The 19,754-nt window shown below is 40.1% G+C and carries 18 protein-coding genes; 5 read left to right on the top strand and 13 right to left on the bottom strand.

The features are described 5' to 3' along the window. Positions 1 to 27 precede the first annotated feature (27 nt). On the top strand, positions 28 to 405 hold the full coding sequence (locus DNJ75_RS08090; RefSeq protein WP_117002945.1) for a YidH family protein: 378 nt from the start codon (positions 28 to 30) through the stop codon (positions 403 to 405). Positions 406 to 414: 9 nt separating this feature from the next. On the opposite strand, the gene DNJ75_RS08085 is transcribed toward DNJ75_RS08090, so the two are convergent. The 10 genes from DNJ75_RS08085 to DNJ75_RS08040 all read right to left on the bottom strand — a co-directional run bounded on the left by DNJ75_RS08085 (position 415) and on the right by DNJ75_RS08040 (position 10,518). After that, positions 415 to 738: a hypothetical protein gene (locus tag DNJ75_RS08085; protein ID WP_117002944.1), complete on the bottom strand. Its 324-nt coding sequence runs from the start codon at positions 736 to 738 to the stop codon at positions 415 to 417. Positions 739 to 834: 96 nt separating this feature from the next. Then, positions 835 to 1,125, bottom strand: a complete 291-nt coding sequence (locus tag DNJ75_RS08080; RefSeq protein ID WP_224742239.1) for an HPr family phosphocarrier protein — start codon at positions 1,123 to 1,125, stop codon at positions 835 to 837. Beyond that, positions 1,122 to 1,517 (bottom strand): PTS sugar transporter subunit IIA, encoded by a 396-nt coding sequence (locus tag DNJ75_RS08075; protein WP_117002943.1) that lies wholly within the window; start codon positions 1,515 to 1,517, stop codon positions 1,122 to 1,124. The genes DNJ75_RS08080 and DNJ75_RS08075 overlap by 4 nt, the downstream gene beginning before the upstream one ends. Further along, positions 1,514 to 2,380 carry an RNase adapter RapZ gene (rapZ, locus tag DNJ75_RS08070; RefSeq protein ID WP_157968267.1) on the bottom strand — a complete coding sequence of 289 codons (867 nt, stop codon included), beginning with the start codon at positions 2,378 to 2,380 and terminating at the stop codon, positions 1,514 to 1,516. The genes DNJ75_RS08075 and rapZ overlap by 4 nt, the downstream gene beginning before the upstream one ends. Positions 2,381 to 2,437: 57 nt before the next feature. Then, on the bottom strand, positions 2,438 to 2,884 hold the full coding sequence (locus tag DNJ75_RS08065) for a phosphoenolpyruvate carboxykinase (ATP) (RefSeq protein WP_117002941.1): 447 nt from the start codon (positions 2,882 to 2,884) through the stop codon (positions 2,438 to 2,440). Then, on the bottom strand, positions 2,877 to 3,329 hold the full coding sequence (locus tag DNJ75_RS08060) for a PTS sugar transporter subunit IIA (protein WP_117002940.1): 453 nt from the start codon (positions 3,327 to 3,329) through the stop codon (positions 2,877 to 2,879). The genes DNJ75_RS08065 and DNJ75_RS08060 overlap by 8 nt, the downstream gene beginning before the upstream one ends. A 42-nt stretch (positions 3,330 to 3,371) precedes the next feature. After that, positions 3,372 to 3,728, bottom strand: a complete 357-nt coding sequence (gene hpf / locus DNJ75_RS08055; protein WP_117002939.1) for a ribosome hibernation-promoting factor, HPF/YfiA family — start codon at positions 3,726 to 3,728, stop codon at positions 3,372 to 3,374. Positions 3,729 to 3,843: 115 nt separating this feature from the next. Continuing rightward, on the bottom strand, positions 3,844 to 4,347 hold the full coding sequence (locus DNJ75_RS08050) for a hypothetical protein (RefSeq protein WP_117002938.1): 504 nt from the start codon (positions 4,345 to 4,347) through the stop codon (positions 3,844 to 3,846). Positions 4,348 to 4,830: 483 nt separating this feature from the next. Further along, on the bottom strand, positions 4,831 to 8,691 hold the full coding sequence (gene hrpA / locus DNJ75_RS08045) for an ATP-dependent RNA helicase HrpA (protein WP_117002937.1): 3,861 nt from the start codon (positions 8,689 to 8,691) through the stop codon (positions 4,831 to 4,833). 3 nt (positions 8,692 to 8,694) lie between these two features. After that, positions 8,695 to 10,518 (bottom strand): RNB domain-containing ribonuclease, encoded by a 1,824-nt coding sequence (locus DNJ75_RS08040; RefSeq protein WP_117002936.1) that lies wholly within the window; start codon positions 10,516 to 10,518, stop codon positions 8,695 to 8,697. Positions 10,519 to 10,649: 131 nt separating this feature from the next. On the opposite strand from DNJ75_RS08040, the gene DNJ75_RS08035 reads away from it, so the two are divergent. Both DNJ75_RS08035 and DNJ75_RS08030 read left to right on the top strand, forming a co-directional pair. Next, positions 10,650 to 11,441 (top strand): SDR family NAD(P)-dependent oxidoreductase, encoded by a 792-nt coding sequence (locus DNJ75_RS08035; protein ID WP_117002963.1) that lies wholly within the window; start codon positions 10,650 to 10,652, stop codon positions 11,439 to 11,441. Positions 11,442 to 11,465: 24 nt separating this feature from the next. Continuing rightward, positions 11,466 to 12,350: a DMT family transporter gene (locus DNJ75_RS08030; protein WP_117002935.1), complete on the top strand. Its 885-nt coding sequence runs from the start codon at positions 11,466 to 11,468 to the stop codon at positions 12,348 to 12,350. A 111-nt stretch (positions 12,351 to 12,461) separates the two neighbouring features. Here the strand turns inward: DNJ75_RS08030 and DNJ75_RS08025 are convergent, their stop codons facing one another. The 3 genes from DNJ75_RS08025 to DNJ75_RS08015 form a co-directional block, all read right to left on the bottom strand. Continuing rightward, positions 12,462 to 13,874: a peptide MFS transporter gene (locus tag DNJ75_RS08025; protein ID WP_117002934.1), complete on the bottom strand. Its 1,413-nt coding sequence runs from the start codon at positions 13,872 to 13,874 to the stop codon at positions 12,462 to 12,464. A gap of 90 nt (positions 13,875 to 13,964) precedes the next feature. Then, positions 13,965 to 15,014, bottom strand: a complete 1,050-nt coding sequence (gene tdh / locus DNJ75_RS08020) for an L-threonine 3-dehydrogenase (protein ID WP_117002962.1) — start codon at positions 15,012 to 15,014, stop codon at positions 13,965 to 13,967. Positions 15,015 to 15,045: 31 nt separating this feature from the next. Continuing rightward, positions 15,046 to 16,239, bottom strand: a complete 1,194-nt coding sequence (locus DNJ75_RS08015) for a glycine C-acetyltransferase (protein WP_117002933.1) — start codon at positions 16,237 to 16,239, stop codon at positions 15,046 to 15,048. Between the two features lie 353 nt (positions 16,240 to 16,592). Here DNJ75_RS08015 and DNJ75_RS08010 point away from each other — a divergent pair, with 353 nt between their 5' ends. Both DNJ75_RS08010 and lolA read left to right on the top strand, forming a co-directional pair. After that, positions 16,593 to 19,001: a DNA translocase FtsK gene (locus DNJ75_RS08010; RefSeq protein ID WP_373282848.1), complete on the top strand. Its 2,409-nt coding sequence runs from the start codon at positions 16,593 to 16,595 to the stop codon at positions 18,999 to 19,001. A gap of 5 nt (positions 19,002 to 19,006) precedes the next feature. After that, positions 19,007 to 19,735, top strand: a complete 729-nt coding sequence (lolA, locus tag DNJ75_RS08005) for an outer membrane lipoprotein chaperone LolA (RefSeq protein WP_117002931.1) — start codon at positions 19,007 to 19,009, stop codon at positions 19,733 to 19,735. Positions 19,736 to 19,754 lie beyond the last annotated feature (19 nt).

Raw genomic sequence — 19,754 nt, 5'->3', positions numbered from 1 at the left:
AATGTAAGAAATAAGCTAAGGATGAGTATGATAGAGCACTTCAATGATCACGCTGCGAATGAACGTACGTATTTATCTTGGGTTAGGACTGCCATTGCACTGATGGCATTTGGTTTTTTAATTGAGAAGTTTGATATCTTCTTACGCATTATGGCCAAAGGGGTTGGTGTAAGAGCAAGTAACATGATGTCACAATCCGCTGAAATCATTGGCATTTTAATCATGCTTATCGCGGTTGTCATCATCATTATTTCATCAGTGCGCTTTGCGATAAATCGGAAAAATATTACTGCCGTTGAAACAATCAGCTACAAAACACGCGTCCCAGATATTTTTCTAGGACTGCTATTATTAGTAATTACTGTATTTATGGTGACTTATGCGTGGTATATGCTGATTTATTAACTCGCTTAATTAGCCATTTGTTGAGATAAATGCGAGCTTACGCTTTTTAACACCCCAGCAGCGGCTTAAGACGTTATACTTATTTAAGCCTTTTTGCTTAAACATCTTCATAAAACTATCACGCTTAACTGTTTTTTCAACGATGCCCGATTTTAACTTTATATCAAAGCGATTTGCCCATTTACGAATCGTACCATGCTTAAATCCAAGCATCTTCTCAGCGTCTTGATAGGTCATCCCCTCATCTGCGCAACGTTCTAATACTTCTCGTGCACTGCAGTTATATTTCTGCTGAATAATGTGTTCAAAACTTCCTGTGTACTGATTTGCCATGACTTGTTCCTCTTTTGTCTAGGTTTATAAAAACTCAATAATGTGACACATTCTAAAAATGTAAACTTAAGTCAAGCTTAAGATTTTTATTAATTTTCAACTTTCTTCGCCAAATCGATCCTGAATTAGTACTCTGATGGCATCTAGTGCTTCTTCCTGATCATCACCTTCTGCACTTAATCGAATCGATGTCCCACAACTTGCTCCAAGCATCATTAACCCCATGATACTTTTGCAGTTTGCCTTAACGCCGGTTTTGACAACTTCCACCTCAATTTCGCTACCAAAGCGAAGGGCTAAATTAACCAACTTTGAGGCTGCTCGCGCATGCAACCCTAATTGATTAATCAATACCAAATCAATCTCTTTCATTTGTGTTTCTTTCACTTATCACCTTCTTCTAATACGATGCATGCTTTTGATGCGTCATAAACTCTTCCTGCAAGCTCATCTAAAGATAGCGCCTGCTTATGATATGTCAATGCCTTTAAAAGCATAGGCATATTAAGCCCTGTAATAACGGCTAGATTATATGCACGCATAAATGATTGTGTCACATTCGTTGGCGTTGCACCAAAAAGATCTGTCAACACCAAAAAGCCATCACAATCAGGCATGCTTTTGAATGCGTTTTCAACACGCACCAACAATTCTGGCTGATCATATGAGCAGGAAGACACCACTTGGATATAATCTTTTTGAATCTCAACCAAACGCGTCGCTACTTCAAGCATGGATTGTCCAATGCGACCATGCGTAATCAGTACAACTCCAATCATCCTTTTAACTCCCTATGACTCACAATCACATTATTGAAACTTGCTCTTAATTGATCAGCCAACTGCTCAACAATATATACTGATCGATGTTGACCTCCTGTGCAACCAACGGCGATATCAATATAGCTTTTGCCTTGTTGCTGTTGTAGCTCACACCACTTTAAAAGGAACTTACTGATATCAGCTATCATCTCTAACACTTGTGGCTGCTTTTGCAAATACTCAATCACATCAACATCAAGTCCTGTTTGCAAGCGCAAACGTTTATCCCAATATGGATTAGGCAAACTCCTGACATCAAAAAGATAATCGGCCTTTTGTGGCATCCCATATTTAAAGCCAAAGGAAAAAATCTTGAGTTGACTGGATAATTTATCTTTACCTAGGAGTTTTTGACAGACGATTTCTCTAAGCTCTTGCAAACTTAAATTGGTTGTATCCAACGTATAATCAGCAATACTCGCATAGCTTTCCAAAATCGTAAACTCTGTATCAATTGCATGTTCCAGTGTTGTTGATTTATCAGAAAAAGGATGACGTCTACGTGTTTCATCATAGCGTTTTATCAGTACATTTCTACTGGCTTCGATATACCAGTAGGCAAGATGCACACGATACTTTTCCTCAAAATGCTTAACATCATACGTATCATTACCTAAAAATGCATGAGGTGCCAATGAAACGACAATATTTTGTTTGTATTGCGGATTGCTTAAAACATACGCAAGCGTTTCTTCCAATAAAAATAAAGGCAGATTTTCAATACAGAAAAAGCCCTGATCTTCCAATATACTCAAAACAGTTGACTTGCCAGCACCAGAAACACCAGCCAAGAGCACAACCGATTTGGATGCACTATTCACGCAATTTTTACCATTTCCACTCATCATAATTTGCTCAGTTTACCAAAGCTTTCGTATTTACCCTAATTTATTTTGCAACTGCTTAGCACACTCATGCCAAGCTTTATTAAAGACATCCATTTCAATCAAAGGTAAAGCTAAGGTTTGTGCTTTGTTAATATATTTTGGATCTTTCTCTTGACAATATAAATAGACCACATGGCTAATGACAGCCTGATCTAGTGCTTTTTCAACTTGAATAAAACCTTTCTTTTCATGATGCATAACACCAAAATATTGTTCATTACATAAGATTCCTTGGTAAATATCATTGATTTGAGCGACTCTCACCAAGTCATCTGCCACAAGATAAAAATCCAAATACTTAATTAAATAATCACATAATTCGGTTTTACCAACATTTGGCGCGCCAATGACCAATAATCCTGTACCTATATTATTAGCCACAAAGCTTGCATGCCAATATTGCATTGTTTTTCTTAATGTATTAACAGGGTTAAGCATTACCTAAAAAAAGCTGATAAAGTGCTTCATTTGAATTGGCATCTTTGATTTTCTCAAGCACACCTTCCTGCTTCAGAAACTTCACTAATTCAGCCATAAACTTAATATGCACATCATTGACATTCTGTGGAAAAATTGCGGCAATTATGATACTAACTTTACGATCTTCCTCACCATATTCAATGGCTTCTTCCAAGGTTAACACAGCCAAACGCGTCATTGTTAAGCCTTCAATTCGGCAGTGAGGTACGGCAACCTCTTTGCCGATAGCAGTATTACCAATACGCTCACGTTCAAAAAGTTTCTGATAAATCGTATCCGACGTGATATCGATATCATCATCTTTTAATAACTGGCTTAATACCTCGAAAACGCGCTTTTGACTTTGCAAGGCTGCTTTGTTAATAACACGCTGTGGAGAAATAAACGAAGATAAGAAATTCATAGGTTCATGGTTGATTATTCAACGAAATGGTGCGTTATTCTATCAACGTTCCTCGTCAATATCCACTACTTCGTCATCAGCCATTAATGCTTCGGCTTCAGGGCGCTCAGCACGATGATCTTTTAATTTTTGCTTATGCTTTCTTACTTGAGCATCTAGCTTATCTTGCAACATATCAATCGTTGCGTACATATCTTGAGAGTCTGACTTAGCCACAAACTCAGTCCCTGGCACATTAATCACGGCTTCAGCCATTTGTTTGCCTTTCTCAACCGACAAAATAACGCGTGCAGCAATAATATGGTCAAAGTGATTGTCAAGCTTACTCAACTTTTCATCGACGTATTGCTTTAATGCAGGGGTAACTTCTAAATGACGACCTGTAATTTGAATTTGCATAGTGCAGTCCTCCATTGTATAGCCACGAGTATCGTGGGGGTTTGTAAGTCAACTTTGAATAATTCAAAGATAGCGCCAACACGCATGAATTGCCAGCAAGTTCAGCATAATTTTATCAATTATTTTCTTGTAATTGTGCTTGATTTTTTGAATTCGTTGGCTCTTGGGCTTTACGCTTATCGTTTTCATTTGCATTAAAATAGTTATCTATTTTTTCAGCGCCTTTTTGTGCAGCCTCTTTGGTGTTTTGCCAGCCTTCAGCTGCTAATTTTTTAGTTTTCTCCCAAGCATCATTGCTAGCATCTTTAGTATTTTGCCAACCTTCAGCGGTTGCTGATTTTGTTTTATCCCAACCCTGCTGCGCATAGTCACTCGCCTTATTGGCAGCATCTTTAGCTACTTGCGCCCCTGAACTTGTTGTATCTGACACATTTTGTTTAAACAACTCCCAGTTGCTACCAAAATTGCAATCACTGGTTTTTGCTGAGCAGCTTTGTGTCGCCGGATTATCTTCCACTTTAGCCTGATCATTTGCTTTAGCAGTAGTGTCTGCAACACTTAAACTTGCAGCCAACAAAACAAAAACAGGAGCCGCAAGATATTTTTTAATTGTCCGCATAATCTATCACATGTTTTTTTAGAATTAAGTACATTATCTTTTAGCAAAGCCCTTGCTAGAAAGCAAATACAGATCATGCTTCTTTGATCTTTTTTGAATACACAATTTTTTTAGAATTATTTTAATATCTTAAGCTTACCTTAATATTGGCTTGTGATACTGACATCACTCAAGGGGATCACGATCACAGAGCAAACTTTTTTCTCTCTCCCTTCTCTTTCAGTATGTCCTGTGATCGTAACCTTGAGACCATGAAATTACCTTGCAGTATACTCCCTCCCTTCTCATCATCTATATACTGCAAGGTGATCTCTTCTTATCACCACTATATTAGACCAACTGAAATTCCCGACTTTTTGTAAGAATTTAGAAAGCTACCGGCTACGTGTTTGTTGCGTTGAATTTAGCTGCAAAAACTCAATCATTCACAAGCACGAGAAGTGCAACGGTAGAAACTCTGTAAAGTGCGTTGCAGGCGGTATATTACAACGCTTGAATTCTTTTTTTCAATCGCGTTGTTGACACCGTTTCAATAGTTTTAACGTCCTGACTATACCATGAGATCCATAGCTCATACATAAGCCAATGAATCTCATCAATCTCAAGGGTGTTAATCACGCCTTTTTGTTGCATTTTTTGCTTAAGCAAATGAATGAGTTCCTCTTGTTCAATTTGATACTGGCGATCCTGTTTTGCTGCTCTTGGTGCTTTTTCCAAGCGGTTGCTAAGTGCTTGTAGATAGAGTGAAATACGCTGCAACCAATGATAAGGCGTTTTAACAATAAAGCCTTTATAAACCAAACCATCAACGATAGTATGCACTTCTTGATAAAGTGCTAATAAATCAAAAGGCAATTTCTTGCGATTAAGTAATTTATGTAAGCTTTGATAGCTTAACATTAAGGCTTCAATATCACTGCATAGATTTTCGATCGTTGATACCAACTGACCTCCTCCTGAATCATGCATCGCATTAAACTGCCCGCGCGTGCGCACAACAGGCTTTTTCTCAATCGCAAAAGCAATATCATAAGCTTTGGCAATTAACTCATCCTGCCATTTCGTCTCTTTAATAAGACTAAATAATAAATGTAAGTTCTTCTTATGCGCAATGCGTTCAACCAATGTGCGATTGATATGTGAACAGGAAAGTATCAACAGCTTACGTGTTGCAAGCCTTGTGGCGATTTCCGCTTCCAGTAGGGTTGATTTATGTGTCAATACCACACCATCCTCACGTGTCTCAATACATGGATAAACACTCAATTTAATACTGTGTTCTGTGACATCACGCGTTAATGCAATCTCACCAAAATCCCACGCTTGATAAAGTGTATCATTGTTCTTTTTAGCCACGCTTACCTGTGGACGTTCAACACCACGCAATTGATCACGAATCACACTTAGATCACGCCCTTCAGCCAGCACCTTGTTTTGCGGATCAACCACACGATAATTCATATATAAATGCGCCTCAATAGCCGCATCCTGCCAAACACTTGAGTCAAATGAAATACCGGTAATACGCACGAGTTGACGCACTAGAATATCATAAAAATTGGCAGCTAAATCAATGTCAATTGCTTCAATCACAGCTTTGGCATAATGGGGCACCGGCACACAGGCTTTACGAATATTCTTAGGAAGTGCACGCATCAAAGCAATAACTTTTTCCTCCAATAATCCAGGTACAAGCCAATCACATTGATTAGCATCGATTTGATCTAATAGCACTAATGGCACGGTCATCGTTACCCCATCATCTTTTGCAGTTGGGTCAAAATGATAACTCAACGGTAATTGAAACCTGCCAAAATCAAAGAAATCAGGATAGGCGTTGTTGGTCACTTCATGTGCTTCATGCTGCATCAGACTTTTTTTGTCAAAGACCAGCTGCTCACGCTCAAAGTTTGATAAGGATTGATACCATTTTTCAAATACCACACCATTGTTAATATCCGCTGGAATCAATTTATCGTAATAACTAAATAGAGTCTCCTCATCAACGACAATATCGCGTTTACGCGCCTTATGCTCCAAGTCTTCGACTTCTTCTAATAGACTCAAGTTCTTTTGGAAAAATGCAGCATTTGTTGCAAACTCACCATACACCAAAGCATGACGAATAAATAACTCACGCGAGACTTGTGGATCAACATCACTATATTGCACCTTGCGATTAACCACAATATCTAAGCCATATAACGTAATACGCAAGCTTGCCATCACTGCTTTACGCTTTTGGCTCCAATGCGGTTCGCTATAATGTTTTTTGGTTAAATGCTCGGCAATAGACTCTAGCCAAGCAGGGTCGATTTTAGCGATCATTCGCCCATAGAGTTTCGTCGTTTCAGTAATTTCAGCAGCACACAGCCATTTTGGTGTGCGTTTAAACTGCGATGAGCCAGGAAATATATAAAATTTCATACCGCGAGCGCCTAAGTATTCCTTAAGCTCATAATTAAAGCCAATATAGCCTAATAGCCCTGATAATAGTGCTTGATGGACTTGTGCATAGCTTGATTCACTTTCTGAGATTGTCCACTTAAAGGTCTTCGCTAGATTCAGCAGTTGGAAATAAACCTCTCGCCATTCACGCATTCGCAAAGGAGATAAGAAATTCTTTTTGCAATATTCACGTGTTAAGCGATGAGACAAGCCTTTAGTTTCATTATGAAAGCGTTGCCATAGATTAACCACTCCCAAGAAATCTGAGTCTTGATGGTGATCCTGTTTATGCATTTCATCTGATTTTTGCTGAAACTGCATCGGTCGCTCACGCGGATCTTGAATACTTAAAAAACTGACAATAATCAGAATCTCGCGCAAAACACCGAGTTTCGCACCACTGACAAGCATTCGCGCCAAACGCGGATCCAATGGAAACTTGGCAATTTGTCGCCCAATTGGCGTGATTTGCAGATGATGTTTTTTGCTGTGTTCAGTTAAGGCACCTATCTCATGCAGTAAGCGATAACCATCTTTGACCATACGCGAATCGGGTTTCTCTAAAAAGGGAAACTTCTCGATATTACCAAGCTTTAAGGTTTCCATTTGTAAAATAACTGACGCTAAGTTCGTACGTAAAATCTCAGGATCGGTAAATGCTGCACGTGATAGAAAGTCTTCTTCTGAATAAAGTCGAATACAAATTCCTTCAGCCACGCGTCCACAACGCCCCGCTCTTTGATTGGCACTAGCTTGTGAAATTGGCTCAATCGGCAAGTGTTGCACTTTAGTGCGATAACTATATCGACTAATACGCACATCACCACTATCGATCACATAGCGAATACCAGGCACCGTTAATGAGGTCTCGGCAACATTCGTTGATAAAATAATGCGCCTGCCAACGCCTCGTGGGTTAAATATCTTATCTTGATCAGCATTGGATAATCGCGCAAATAATGGCAAAACTTCGGTGTGTCTTAATTGCGCTTTCCTTAATACTTCTGCTGTTTCATGAATATCACGCTCCGTTGCTAGAAATACCAAAATATCACCTGATTTTTCATGATGCAAACTATGCACAGCACGCAAAATCTGATCTGCTTGTGATAGCTCATCATCAAAGTCTAGCGGATCTTGATAACGAATCTCAACCGGATAAGTTCGTCCTGAGACTTCAATAATTGGTGCATTAAAATGCTCAGCAAAACGTGCCTGATCAATCGTCGCTGAAGTAATAATAAGCTTTAAATCAGGACGCTTTTTTAATATCTGGTGAATATGTCCTAATAGAAAATCAATATTCAAACTGCGCTCATGCGCCTCATCGATAATAATGACTTCATATTGCGAGAGATATTTATCATTTTGAATTTCCGCTAACAAAATCCCATCGGTCATCACCTTGATAAAGGTATTGTCATTGGTTTGATCACTAAAGCGAATCTTAAAACCAATGCCTTGCCCTAGTGGCATGTTGGTCTCTTCGCTTAAGCGATTGGCAATGGAGCGCGCTGCCAGACGCCTTGGTTGCGTGTGTCCAATAAGTCCTTTGGCACCTAAACCTAAATCAAGACAAATTTTGGGTAATTGCGTTGATTTACCCGAGCCAGTTTCGCCTGCAATAATCACCACTTGGTTATCACAAATGGCTTTTTTAATCTCATCAACCCGCTGACTAACTGGCAAATCAGGATAATTAATCTTAGGCATGCTCGTGCAACGCAGTGCCACCTTTTCTTTGGATTGATCCGCGTCAGTGAGCAATTTTTGCCATTTATCATTATCCGTATGATGCGCTTTGGCAAGCTCGCTGAAACGCATCATTAATCGCGCACGATCTTTTGTTTGTACATCATAAATAATCGTTGACAGCGTATGGATTGTTGATTGCATATTTTAAACCCTAAAATAAATATCCTGTGTTGCAAGCTTCACATCGCTTAAGGTCACTGTGATCGTTGTATCTAGCTCTGCAGACTCCGCCAATGTTAATTTCTTGATCAATGACAAACCGGGAATAAAAACAGTAACGCGATTGCCTTGCTGTTTCTCAATCACTACCGCCTCGCCTTGCCAGTTAGGATTTTGCATTAGATAAACACATTTCCAGTGATTATTGCTAAAACTTTCTGCTTGACGCGCAGCTTTAATGCCTGATTCACTTTCACCAATACGCATGAGAATCTCTTCACCTGAGAACAAAGTTTCAGATTTTAAAAATCGTCTTATCTGCTGGTGCACCACCATATCCAAATAGCGCCTTAATGGACTAGTTGCCTGCACATAGGCATTTAATCCCATGCCTGCATGTCTATCGGCACTACTTTTATATTGTCCTTTTTGTAAACGTCTTCTAGTGGCAAACATTTCTGACATCAATTGAGGTGTTTGTTCTTCTTCGCTTAGATCATGCTCTGGCTGTGTTGAAAAAGGCAATGGGATTTCATGCTGATCAGCAAAGGTCGCAACTGCCACGCCTGCCATTAACATCGCATCGCGCACGATATTGCGACTTTGCAATGTTGCCAAAGGAATGATATTGACTTTCTTATCACGCAGTTTGAGCTTCACCTCTGAAAACTGTAGCTCAACAGCACCATGCATTCGACGATAGCTGCTAAATTCATTAGAAAAACATACAAAATGACTAAATGGTGCCTCAGTTAATTTATGCTCTGCTTCTTGGTAACTTAAGCGCGTTACCTTAATGGTTGATAATACGATCTCAATATTTTTAACCTCACCATCGATCAGCTTAAAACCAATTGATAAAGCCGGAGATGTCGGATGAAGACCCAATGCTAAGTCCTCAGTAATCTGATGTGGCAACATTGGAATGACGCCTTCAGGTAAGTAAAGGTTACTCCCTCGAGCGCGTGCTTCTTTGTCAATCTCACCATCAACATCTACTAAACTCGCGGGATCTGCAACATGCACCCATAGTTTTTGCGTTGTTTCATCAAAACTCAACGCATCATCTGGATCGTGACTGTCCTCATCATCAATTGCATAACTTGCTAAATGGGTTAAATCAACACGCGACTGAGATTGCATTTCAGGCAACTCAAAAACAGGGGCTTGTAAAGCCGCATCTAAACGCATGGGATAAGGGTTGACAAACTCATCCCAATAGCCAATATCAAGCAGCAATGCATGGGCATTAACTGGGGTCTCTTCCTTGTCAATTAATTTAAAAAAACGACAGCCTGCCGCTTGTCCCAAAGCATATGATGCCAACTCTTTAACAAAAGGTTCATCCTCTGGAGCATAGGTTTTTTGTTTTAAGCGCGTGATAAAAGTCTCTAATGCTTGTGCTTTTTGTGCTTTCTCTTGTGCTTGTTTAATAATGTCATCTACCGCCTCAGGCGTATTAACCCCAATCTCATCTTCATGCGCGAAGAAATGCAGGCCTTTTTGCACAATTTGCCACGTGCCATAAACTGTTGTGCAATTATACTCACCATAAATAAGCTCACTCAACTCACTATAATTGGTTTTAGCACCTTGCAACAATCCCCAAGCATCAATGAGCTCACCCTCACCTAAATCAGTCGTTAACACCTCAAATTTCTTAAAGCCGCCATCATGCAGCAGCAGTAAGTTTTTCTCAGGTAATTTAACGGTTTTTTCATCTTCTAATTGAATTTCAACTTTCTTATCAACAAACCCAATGACACGCGCTGGGCGATTTTTAAAAATTACTAAACTATCAAGCTGCATTAATACGACTAAACAAAGCTAATGATTCATTCTCGCTATGGTATCAAAAAAGCTGATCAACAGGGATGATTGTTGCACTTTTTTTTCGTACACTTTGTCTCTACCCACCGACAAACCAAGGTCGACACATCATGCATGACAAACCTACTAAATCATCTATTACCAACATTAAACCCGTTGTGTTTATAACAGGCGCAAGCTCGGGCTTTGGTGCTGAAATGGCACGCAAGTATAATGCCAACGGTCACCCCGTCATTTTAACTGCGCGCCGCTTTGGTCATTTACAAGCATTAGCTAAAACACTCAATCAAGACTTTCCCATCCATATTGCCGAGCTGAATGTCACCGATAAGGATGCCATTGATCAAGTCATTAGTGCACTACCTGAGCATATGAAAAACATCAGCATTTTGATTAATAATGCAGGCTTAGCATTGGGCTTAGCCTCTTTTCAAGATGCCGATGAGCTTGATTTTGAAACGATGATTAATACCAATATTAATGGTCTGTTATATGTTACCAAGCGCATATTGCCATTGATGCTTGATAACAACCATGGTCATATTATTAACATCGGCTCCATTGCTGCGAATTGGCCCTATCCAGGTGGGCATGTCTATTGTGCCAGCAAAGCGTTTGTTCAACAGTTTTCGCGTGCGTTACGCTCTGATCTTCAGGGCAAAAACATTCGTGTCACCGATATTGAACCAGGGCTTGCACAAACTGAGTTTTCCGTAGTGCGCTTTAAGGGAGATGCTCAAAAAGCCAATCAAGTGTATGATCAAACTGAACCATTGCTTGCACATGATATTGCTGAGATTGTCTATTTCACGACATCATTACCTCAACATATTAATATCAACACACTTGAGGTGATGCCAACCTGCCAAAGTTGGGCGCCACTAAATATCACCAGATCATAATAAGCCAATATTGGGAGAGGATTTATGTGGAGCATCTTATCATTAATCGTTGCACAAATGGTGACGGGGGTTAATATCACCGGCTCCAAATTTTTGGTATCACACTTATCGATTATTGCCTTACTTGAAATACGCTTTATTGTTGGCAGTCTTGTCCTTTTGGCATGCATGCCCTTTATTAAAAAAACAAATAATGCACAAAGCACTATTTCATCGCTTAACAAGAAAGATTGGTTTGTTTTGATTGCGCAAGCGCTATGTGCAGGCATGTTCTTTAACCTGTTGATGCTCTCAGGGATTCAATTCACCAGTGCCAGTATGGCAGGACTTATTACCAGCACACTGCCGGCGATGATTATTATCTTATCGTTTATTATTTTCCGCCAACGCATTACCCGTTTTAAAGCACTTTGTATCCTCTTTGCCACCATTGGCTTAATTGCGATTAATGGCTCAAGCCTATCAAGTCACGACTTTTCAGCATTATCAATTATTGGAGATATGATCATCTTTTTAGCGATGATTCCTGAAGCACTTTATTATGTCATTAGCAAGTTTAAAAACACTCAATTACCCGCTGTAAAATCGGCATTTTTGATGAATTTAATCAATGCCATTGCGATGATTCCACTGTTATTTTTCGCTAACTGGCATGAGTTACTTGGTTTAAGCTTTAATGCTTATTTTGTTTTACTCTTAGTATCAGTTGCCTCTGCTTTATTCTATCTTTTCTGGTTTATGGGATGCGATCAGGTGAGTGCCAGTACCGCAGGACTTGTTACTGCGGCAATGCCGATCTCAACATTGGCTTTTTCATTTATTTTTTTAGGTGAGCATATTACATTAGTGCAAGGCATTGGTACTTTACTGATTTTACTATCTATCGTATTTGGCGCCAGAAAAGGCTAATTAACGCTATAAATAAATTGCACCAGCTAGTACCTCTCCCCCTTGTGGGATCGCTCGTGCGGCTTAGGTTGCACGGGTGAGGGGGAAATTAAAACACAAGTTATTCTTGATTCATCGCTTAGCAATCACAAATCGTCTTAACAATAAACACAACAAAGCACCGACTATCGTTAAGACAATAAACAATTGCAAACCTTCAGACATTCCAGTTTTAATACTATGGATATCACCAGTCACAGGTGCCCACTGGGCAATGACACCGGCAAGTTTGCCGCCAATACCAAGGGTTACCAACCAGATTCCCATATATAAAGAAACATAATTAGGTGGTGCTAATTTTGTGATAAGTGACAAACCAATCGCTGATAATGATAGCTCACTGATTGCCATAATTAAAAAGGCGATAATCATATATATTGCAGGAACGCCTTGACCTTTAGGTGTCAACTGAATACCAACCCAAATGACTAAGAAAACAACGGCAAGTAAGATAAAACCAATATTAAATTTATCAATATCTTGCACTGCTTTGCCTTTGCGCTCTAATGACAACCACAGTTTCCCCATAAAAAAGCCAAAGATTAAGACTCCTACCGATTCAAAGCTTAAAAACTGCGAGTCTAAGATATGCCAACCCAATAAGTTATTATTCACTCCTTTTGAGATAAACAGCAACACTGAAATAAAGATCTGAAAAAATAGTGCCCAATACAAAATGGATAAGGCAAAAAAGATAAAAGCAACAATGACATTACGCCAGTATTTTTTTTGCGCTGAGACAAGCATAACGATAAAGCACCCTAGTCCTGCAACTGTAATGGCAACATTGGCAATGATTGGATTCTTTAACACCAGAAAGACCACCACAAAATACACTGCTAAGATTAGAATGGTTTTAGCGACAATGGCTAAATTGATTTTCACTTCTTTAATGTGCTTTGCCAAAATAAAAAAGCCAACGATCAAATTGATCAGTACCAGTATCGACACGATCAAGCTTGAATAAAAGGGCGCGGCAAAGCCATAGGTTTCACTTAAGTAAGAAGCAACACATAATGCAGCAAAGCCCCCTAAATTGATCCCAACATAAAAGATATTAAAACCAAAATCACGCTGCCCTTCTGTCGCATTGGTCTTATCATAAAATCGTCCGATAAATGAGCTTATATTTGATTTAATCAATCCCGTACTAATTGAAATAAATGAAAGACCCAGAAAAAGTAAGTTCTCAGAGCTTGCAACGGCTAACACTAAGCTCCCAGCAATCATAAACGCCACACCAAGTGTTGCCGCACGGTAATAGCTGATGAGCTTATCGGCGATATACCCACCAACCAATGCTGAGATATATACCATGCTAAGCACCGTACCCACAAGAGATGCACCCTTTGCTTCAGGTAAATTAAATTTGTGAATCAAAAAGAAGATAAGTAATGACTGAATCACGTAGTAGCTATAACGCTCACCAAATTCAGTCAGACTTGCGATGGTTAGGACACTACCTTGCCCTTTTAATACGTTCATATGTTTCTCTAATCGTTTTCCCTAGAAAGGGGAATATTCGATAATAAAAGTAAGCAAAAAGCAAGAAATATAAGATATAAATTATTAGATTTATGCCCAGTTCAAAATAACTTTTCCACACTGCCCTGACTTCATTAGTTCAAACCCTTCTAAGAAATCATCAACATCAAATTGGTGTGTAATCACAGGGTTTACATTTAAGCCTGAGCCAACCATGCTTGCCATCTTGTACCAAGTTTCATAGATCTCACGACCATAGATACCCTTTAAGTGCAAGCCTTTAAAAACAATATCATTCCATGGCACGGTAACTTCAGCGCCACCAATGCCTAGCAAAGCAATATTGCCACCATTATTCATTGTTTGAATCATCGCATTAATTGCCGCTTGATGGCCTGACATCTCAAGCCCAACATCAAAGCCTTCGGTCATGCCAAGCTTATTCATCGTCTTTCTTAGCGCATTAGCTTGTTCCGCTGCTGTTTTATGGTCTTTGACATTTAGGGCAACACTTGCGCCCATTTGTCTTGCTAGCTCTAAGCGATAATCATTGATATCAGTAATCACAATATGCTTAGCACCGACGTGACGCGCAATCGCCACTGCCATAATGCCGATAGGACCGGCACCTGTAATTAGTACATCTTCACCGGTAAGATCAAAGGATAGCGCAGTATGCACCGCATTACCAAAAGGATCAAACATACTGGCAATATCATCACTAACATAATCAGGTACTTTAAAGGTATTCTCCGCAGGAATCACTAAATATTCAGCAAACGCGCCTTGGCGATTAACCCCAACACCAACGGTATTGCGACATAAATGACGCTTACCCGCGCGACAATTGCGACAAAACCCACAGGTAATATGTCCTTCACCTGAAACGCGATCACCAATTTTAAAGCCTTTAACTTCGCAGCCTAAATCGACAATCTCACCGACAAATTCATGCCCAACAGCCATTGGTACCGGAATGGTTTTCTGCGACCACTCATCCCATAAATAAATATGCAAGTCCGTACCACAAATCGCTGTTTTTTTGACTTTGATCAATACATCATTATGCCCGACTTCAGGAACAGGTAACTCGGTCATCCAGATACCTGGCTCAGCTTTAAGCTTAGATAATGCCTTCATCGTTTTTTGCATTTTTTGAACTTTTTGCATTTTAAATAATCCCCATTTCCTTACCAACCTCAGTAAATGCCTGCACTGTTCTATCGATCTGCTCAAGCGTATGCGCTGCTGACATTTGTGTACGAATACGTGCTAAACCTTTAGGGACCACCGGATACGAAAATGCAATCACATAAATACCTTTTTCAAGTAACTTCTCTGCCATTTCAGCCGCTTTTTTCTCTTCATATAACATCACCGGAATAATCGGGTGCTCACCAGGGATCAGATCAAAACCTGCTGCGGTCATTTTTTGTCTGAAGTGTTTTTGGTTGCGTTGCAACACATCACGTCTTTCATCTGAGCTCATCGCCAATTTAATCGCTGCCATTGATGTTGCTGCAATCATCGGTGCTAAGGCATTTGAGAATAAATAAGGACGTGCTTTTTGTTTTAACATCTCAGCAACTGGCGCACGCGCTGATACAAAACCACCTGAAGCGCCACCCAATGCTTTACCCAACGTACTGGTAATAATATCCACTCGACCTTCAACACCACAATAACTTGGTGTGCCACGTCCCTCTTCACCAATAAAACCTGTGGCATGCGAGTCATCCACCATCACAAGTGCATTGTACTTATCCGCCAAGTCACAGACCCCTTTTAAGTTGGCGATAATACCATCCATTGAGAAAACACCATCGGTGACAATGAGCTTAAAGCGTGCACCTTTCTCATCAGCTGCTTGCAATTGCGCTTCAAGATCACTCATATCATTATTTTTATAGCGAAAACGCATCGCTTTACACAAACGCACACCATCGATAATACTGGCATGATTTAACGCATCACTAATCACCGCATCTTCGGCAGTCAATATAGACTCAAACACGCCACCATTGGCATCAAAGCATGATGGGAACACAATCGTCTCTTCCATCTTTAGATATTGACTGATCAAATCTTCAAGCTCTCTGTGTGGCGTTTGTGTGCCACAAATAAAGCGTACAGATGCCGCGCCATAACCATATTGATCCAATGCTTTTTTAGCAGTTTCCACTAAGTCTTTATTATCGGCAAGTCCTAGATAATTATTCGCACAAAAGTTAATAACATGTGCTCCATTTTTAAGGGTAATATCTGAGGATTGCGGTGAGTTAATAATACGCTCACCTTTGTAGGTTTCTGCTTCTTTGATCTCATTAATCCCTTGACGTAAATGATCATAAAATGCGTTATTCATCTTAAGTTTCCTTATGTTAGTTTTTTAATAGCAAATAAACTTGCGCCATTCTACCTGAGAAGCGCTGCTAGCTACAAGCCCAACCGTTAATCTATCAACATTCTGGCAAAACGAGTTGCCTGCTTTGTTTTGCCCTTGGTATGATAAGGGCGTTTAATCTCGATGAATATGAGGAATTAAGAGTGGCGCTGCTGCGTAAAAGTAAGAAAAACACATCACAAAAAGCGGATTCTAAGAAGACTAGAGCCGACAAAACAGCTAAAACAGCAAAACAATCTGCCAATCAAGCAACCGTTAAAAAGGAGCTTCATCCACTATTGGTTGATCGCTTACGGATTACTTGGCTTGTATTAATGGGTGCGATTGCTTTGTTTTTATTGTTATCGCTTTTTTCATATAACAGTAACGACCCAGGTTGGACGATCGCGCAATCACAAGATAAGGTCTACAATTACGCCGGCATTGTCGGTGCTTATACTGCCAACATTATCTTAAGCATTTGTGGCGTCTTTGGTTTTTTGATTCCCTTTTTATTGGTCTATGGCATCTGGCAGCTTTTCCTTGAGCGTAAAACCTTTGCTGAGAGTAGCATACTGCTGATGCTTATGCGTTTTGCTGGTGCTATTTTATTGGTGTTTTCAGGAAGCGGATTGGCTCAGATTGGATTGTCTGTTTTTAGTGTCTACATGCCTGAAGGCGCTGGCGGCATTTTAGGGCAGGAAGTCGCTAAATATGCCATTTTATACCTAAGCACTGCCGGCAGTATTTTGGTGCTTATTGTTGCTTTTGCCTTAGGATTAACCTTGTTTTCAGGTGGTTTTTGGATTCGCTCACTTGCTGCTCTTATTCGTTTTATTGTGATGACAATAAAAGACTTTTTCACAAGCTCTCCTGAAGAAAAAGAGCAAAGAGCGCTAGCGCGCGCTGAACAAAAAGCGCAAAAAGAAGCGCTAAAGCAGCAAAAAAAGGATGAAAAGGCCGAGTTAAAAGAGCAAAAATTACTGGCAAAAAATGCTGAGAAAGAACGAGAAAGAGAAAAAGAACAACAGCAAGATAACTTAATGGCTGAGCATGATACACTTGATCACTTGAGTTACAATGATCCAGGCATTAATCAACACATAGATGATCGCGAGATCTCTTTTGAGCCTTTTGATGATGAATTCACACCAAAATCACTAACAAAAGCGCTTGATGATGAGGCATTACCTGAGATCAATGACATCCCTTTACCAGTGCCTATAAGTAAGTCATCAATATCTAAAAAACCTAAAAATAAGACCGATAAAATTACTGGTCTACCATCATTAGATCTACTTGATGATCCTGAAGCAAAAAAAGAGCTTATCTCTAAAGAGTTCTTACAAAAGATGGCGTTATTGGTGGAAGAGAAACTGGCTGATTTTGGCGTACAGGTTAAAGTTGTTGGCAGTTACCCAGGACCTGTAATCACACGCTTTGAAGTTGAACTAGCCCCTGGGGTTAAGGTTAGTAAATTAAGTGGTTTAGCGCAAGATTTAGCACGTTCTCTCTCTGCCGCACGTGTGCGTGTTGTTGAAGTGATTCCAGGCAAACCTTATGTGGGTCTTGAACTACCGAATCAAAAGCGTGAAATGGTGCGTTTAAAAGAAGTTTTGGCGCATAATAAATTTATCGAATCAAGCTCACCTTTGACCATGGGGCTAGGTGTTGACATTGCAGGCACACCTGAAACAGCTAATCTTGCCAAAATGCCACATCTATTGGTTGCAGGAACGACTGGTTCTGGTAAATCAGTTGGTGTCAATGCGATGATTATCAGTATGCTTTATAAATCAGCACCGGATGATCTGCGTCTTATTATGATTGATCCAAAAATGCTTGAGTTATCGATCTATGAAGGTATACCACATCTTTTGACACCGGTTGTTACTGATATGAATGAGGCGGCTAATGCGCTACGTTGGTGTGTTAAAGAAATGGACCGACGTTACGAACTTATGGCAGCTGCGGGTGTTAGAAACATTGCCGGATTAAATGAGAAAATCCTTGAAGCGGAAAAATCAGGCGATCCAATGAAAGATCCACTGTGGCTTAAGCTGCGTCCAGGACACGATGAAGATGCGCCATTATTAGAGAAGCTACCTTACATCGTTGTCATTGCTGATGAGTTTGCCGATATGATGATGGTTGTGGGTAAAAAGGTGGAGGAACTGATTGCACGCTTGGCACAAAAAGCGCGAGCGGCAGGCATCCACTTAATCCTTGCAACACAACGCCCATCGGTTGATGTCGTCACGGGTTTGATCAAAGCCAACATTCCAACACGTATCGCTTTTCAGGTGTCATCAAAGATTGACTCGCGCACCATTTTAGATCAACAAGGTGCTGAACAGCTCCTAGGTCATGGCGATATGCTTTATCTACCGCCTGGTTCAGGCGTACCTGCTCGTGTGCATGGCGCCTTTGTCGATGATGATGAGGTACATCGCGTGGTCGCTGCATGGAAAGAAATGGGCGAGCCTGAATATATCGATAGCATCACCGCTAGTGAAGATGAAGAAGGAGGTGACAGCGAGACTGGTGCTGATAGCACTGATCCACTGTACGATGAAGCCGTTAAAATCGTACTTGAAACACAGCGCGCATCAATTTCAAACATCCAACGCCGCTTGCGTATTGGCTATAACCGCTCAGCACGTTTAATAGAGGAAATGGAAGCAGCTGGTCTTGTTAGCGAAATGCAAAGCAATGGTATGCGCGAAGTACTGGTAAAAAGGTGACAGCGATGAACAATATACAAAAAATACAGCCGTTGGTTAAATATAGTCTTTTAGGTTTAACCTCCATCACCCTACTCTCTGGCGTACTACTAAAGCCTGCGTTTGCAGCGGACAAAAACAGCACACCAATAGCAACTAAAACTGCCACTCTTGAGAATTCTAAGAATATCGAAAATATCAAGAATAATGATGCTGATAGTACATTGTTTAGGTTATTAACCAACCTTAAAAACATGCATGCCAAATTTCGCCAAAGTTTAGTTAATCCACAACAAGGCATTAAAGAAACGAGCACGGGTGAATTATGGGTAAGCAAACCAAGCTTTTTTAAATGGCAAGTTGAGTCGCCACAAAAACAAATGCTGTTATCCAATGGTCAAAAACTTTGGAACTATGATGAAGATTTAGAGCAAGTCACAATTAGTGAGGTGCCGAAAAACATCTCACAAGCACCGTATTTGCTGCTATTAACCGGTGATAGTAAAGTATTGCAAAAGCTCTTTAGCATAACACAAAATGGCGAGCACACTTATCGCTTAACACCTAAAGTGAATGATCAATCTTTGATTAAATATATCGATATTACTTTCGCTGGCAGCACACCAAAGTCCATGCTTATCCAAACAGAAGTTGGGCAGTCCACGCATATTGAATTTTATGATATTTCTACTGCAAAGATCCCTGCTAAAACCTATGATTTCACGCCACCTAAAGGTGTTGATGTATTAGGTTAAAAACAACTTTGCCGATAAT

The organism is Cysteiniphilum litorale, from assembly GCF_003428165.1.
In the GTDB taxonomy this organism is placed as follows: Bacteria; Pseudomonadota; Gammaproteobacteria; order Francisellales; family Francisellaceae; genus Caedibacter; species Caedibacter litoralis.
The sequence above is the reverse complement of the archived record's forward strand: the minus strand, read 5'-3'. Positions and strand labels throughout refer to the sequence as shown.

Bases quoted from the DNA above. Each gene is read 5' to 3' on its own strand.
- hrpA (WP_117002937.1), bottom strand. From the start codon at position 8,691: ATGCAATCAACAATCCATACGCTGTCAACGATTATTTATGATGTACAA.
- lolA (WP_117002931.1), top strand. From the start codon at position 19,007: ATGAACAATATACAAAAAATACAGCCGTTGGTTAAATATAGTCTTTTA.
- hpf (WP_117002939.1), bottom strand. From the start codon at position 3,728: ATGCAAATTCAAATTACAGGTCGTCATTTAGAAGTTACCCCTGCATTA.
- DNJ75_RS08040 (WP_117002936.1), bottom strand. From the start codon at position 10,518: ATGCAGCTTGATAGTTTAGTAATTTTTAAAAATCGCCCAGCGCGTGTC.
- DNJ75_RS08085 (WP_117002944.1), bottom strand. From the start codon at position 738: ATGGCAAATCAGTACACAGGAAGTTTTGAACACATTATTCAGCAGAAA.
- DNJ75_RS08090 (WP_117002945.1), top strand. From the start codon at position 28: ATGATAGAGCACTTCAATGATCACGCTGCGAATGAACGTACGTATTTA.
- DNJ75_RS08010 (WP_373282848.1), top strand. From the start codon at position 16,593: ATGGGTGCGATTGCTTTGTTTTTATTGTTATCGCTTTTTTCATATAAC.
- DNJ75_RS08060 (WP_117002940.1), bottom strand. From the start codon at position 3,329: ATGAATTTCTTATCTTCGTTTATTTCTCCACAGCGTGTTATTAACAAA.
- DNJ75_RS08025 (WP_117002934.1), bottom strand. From the start codon at position 13,874: ATGAACGTATTAAAAGGGCAAGGTAGTGTCCTAACCATCGCAAGTCTG.
- DNJ75_RS08015 (WP_117002933.1), bottom strand. From the start codon at position 16,239: ATGAATAACGCATTTTATGATCATTTACGTCAAGGGATTAATGAGATC.
- DNJ75_RS08035 (WP_117002963.1), top strand. From the start codon at position 10,650: ATGCATGACAAACCTACTAAATCATCTATTACCAACATTAAACCCGTT.
- DNJ75_RS08065 (WP_117002941.1), bottom strand. From the start codon at position 2,884: ATGCTTAACCCTGTTAATACATTAAGAAAAACAATGCAATATTGGCAT.
- tdh (WP_117002962.1), bottom strand. From the start codon at position 15,014: ATGAAGGCATTATCTAAGCTTAAAGCTGAGCCAGGTATCTGGATGACC.
- DNJ75_RS08050 (WP_117002938.1), bottom strand. From the start codon at position 4,347: ATGCGGACAATTAAAAAATATCTTGCGGCTCCTGTTTTTGTTTTGTTG.
- DNJ75_RS08075 (WP_117002943.1), bottom strand. From the start codon at position 1,517: ATGATTGGAGTTGTACTGATTACGCATGGTCGCATTGGACAATCCATG.
- DNJ75_RS08030 (WP_117002935.1), top strand. From the start codon at position 11,466: ATGTGGAGCATCTTATCATTAATCGTTGCACAAATGGTGACGGGGGTT.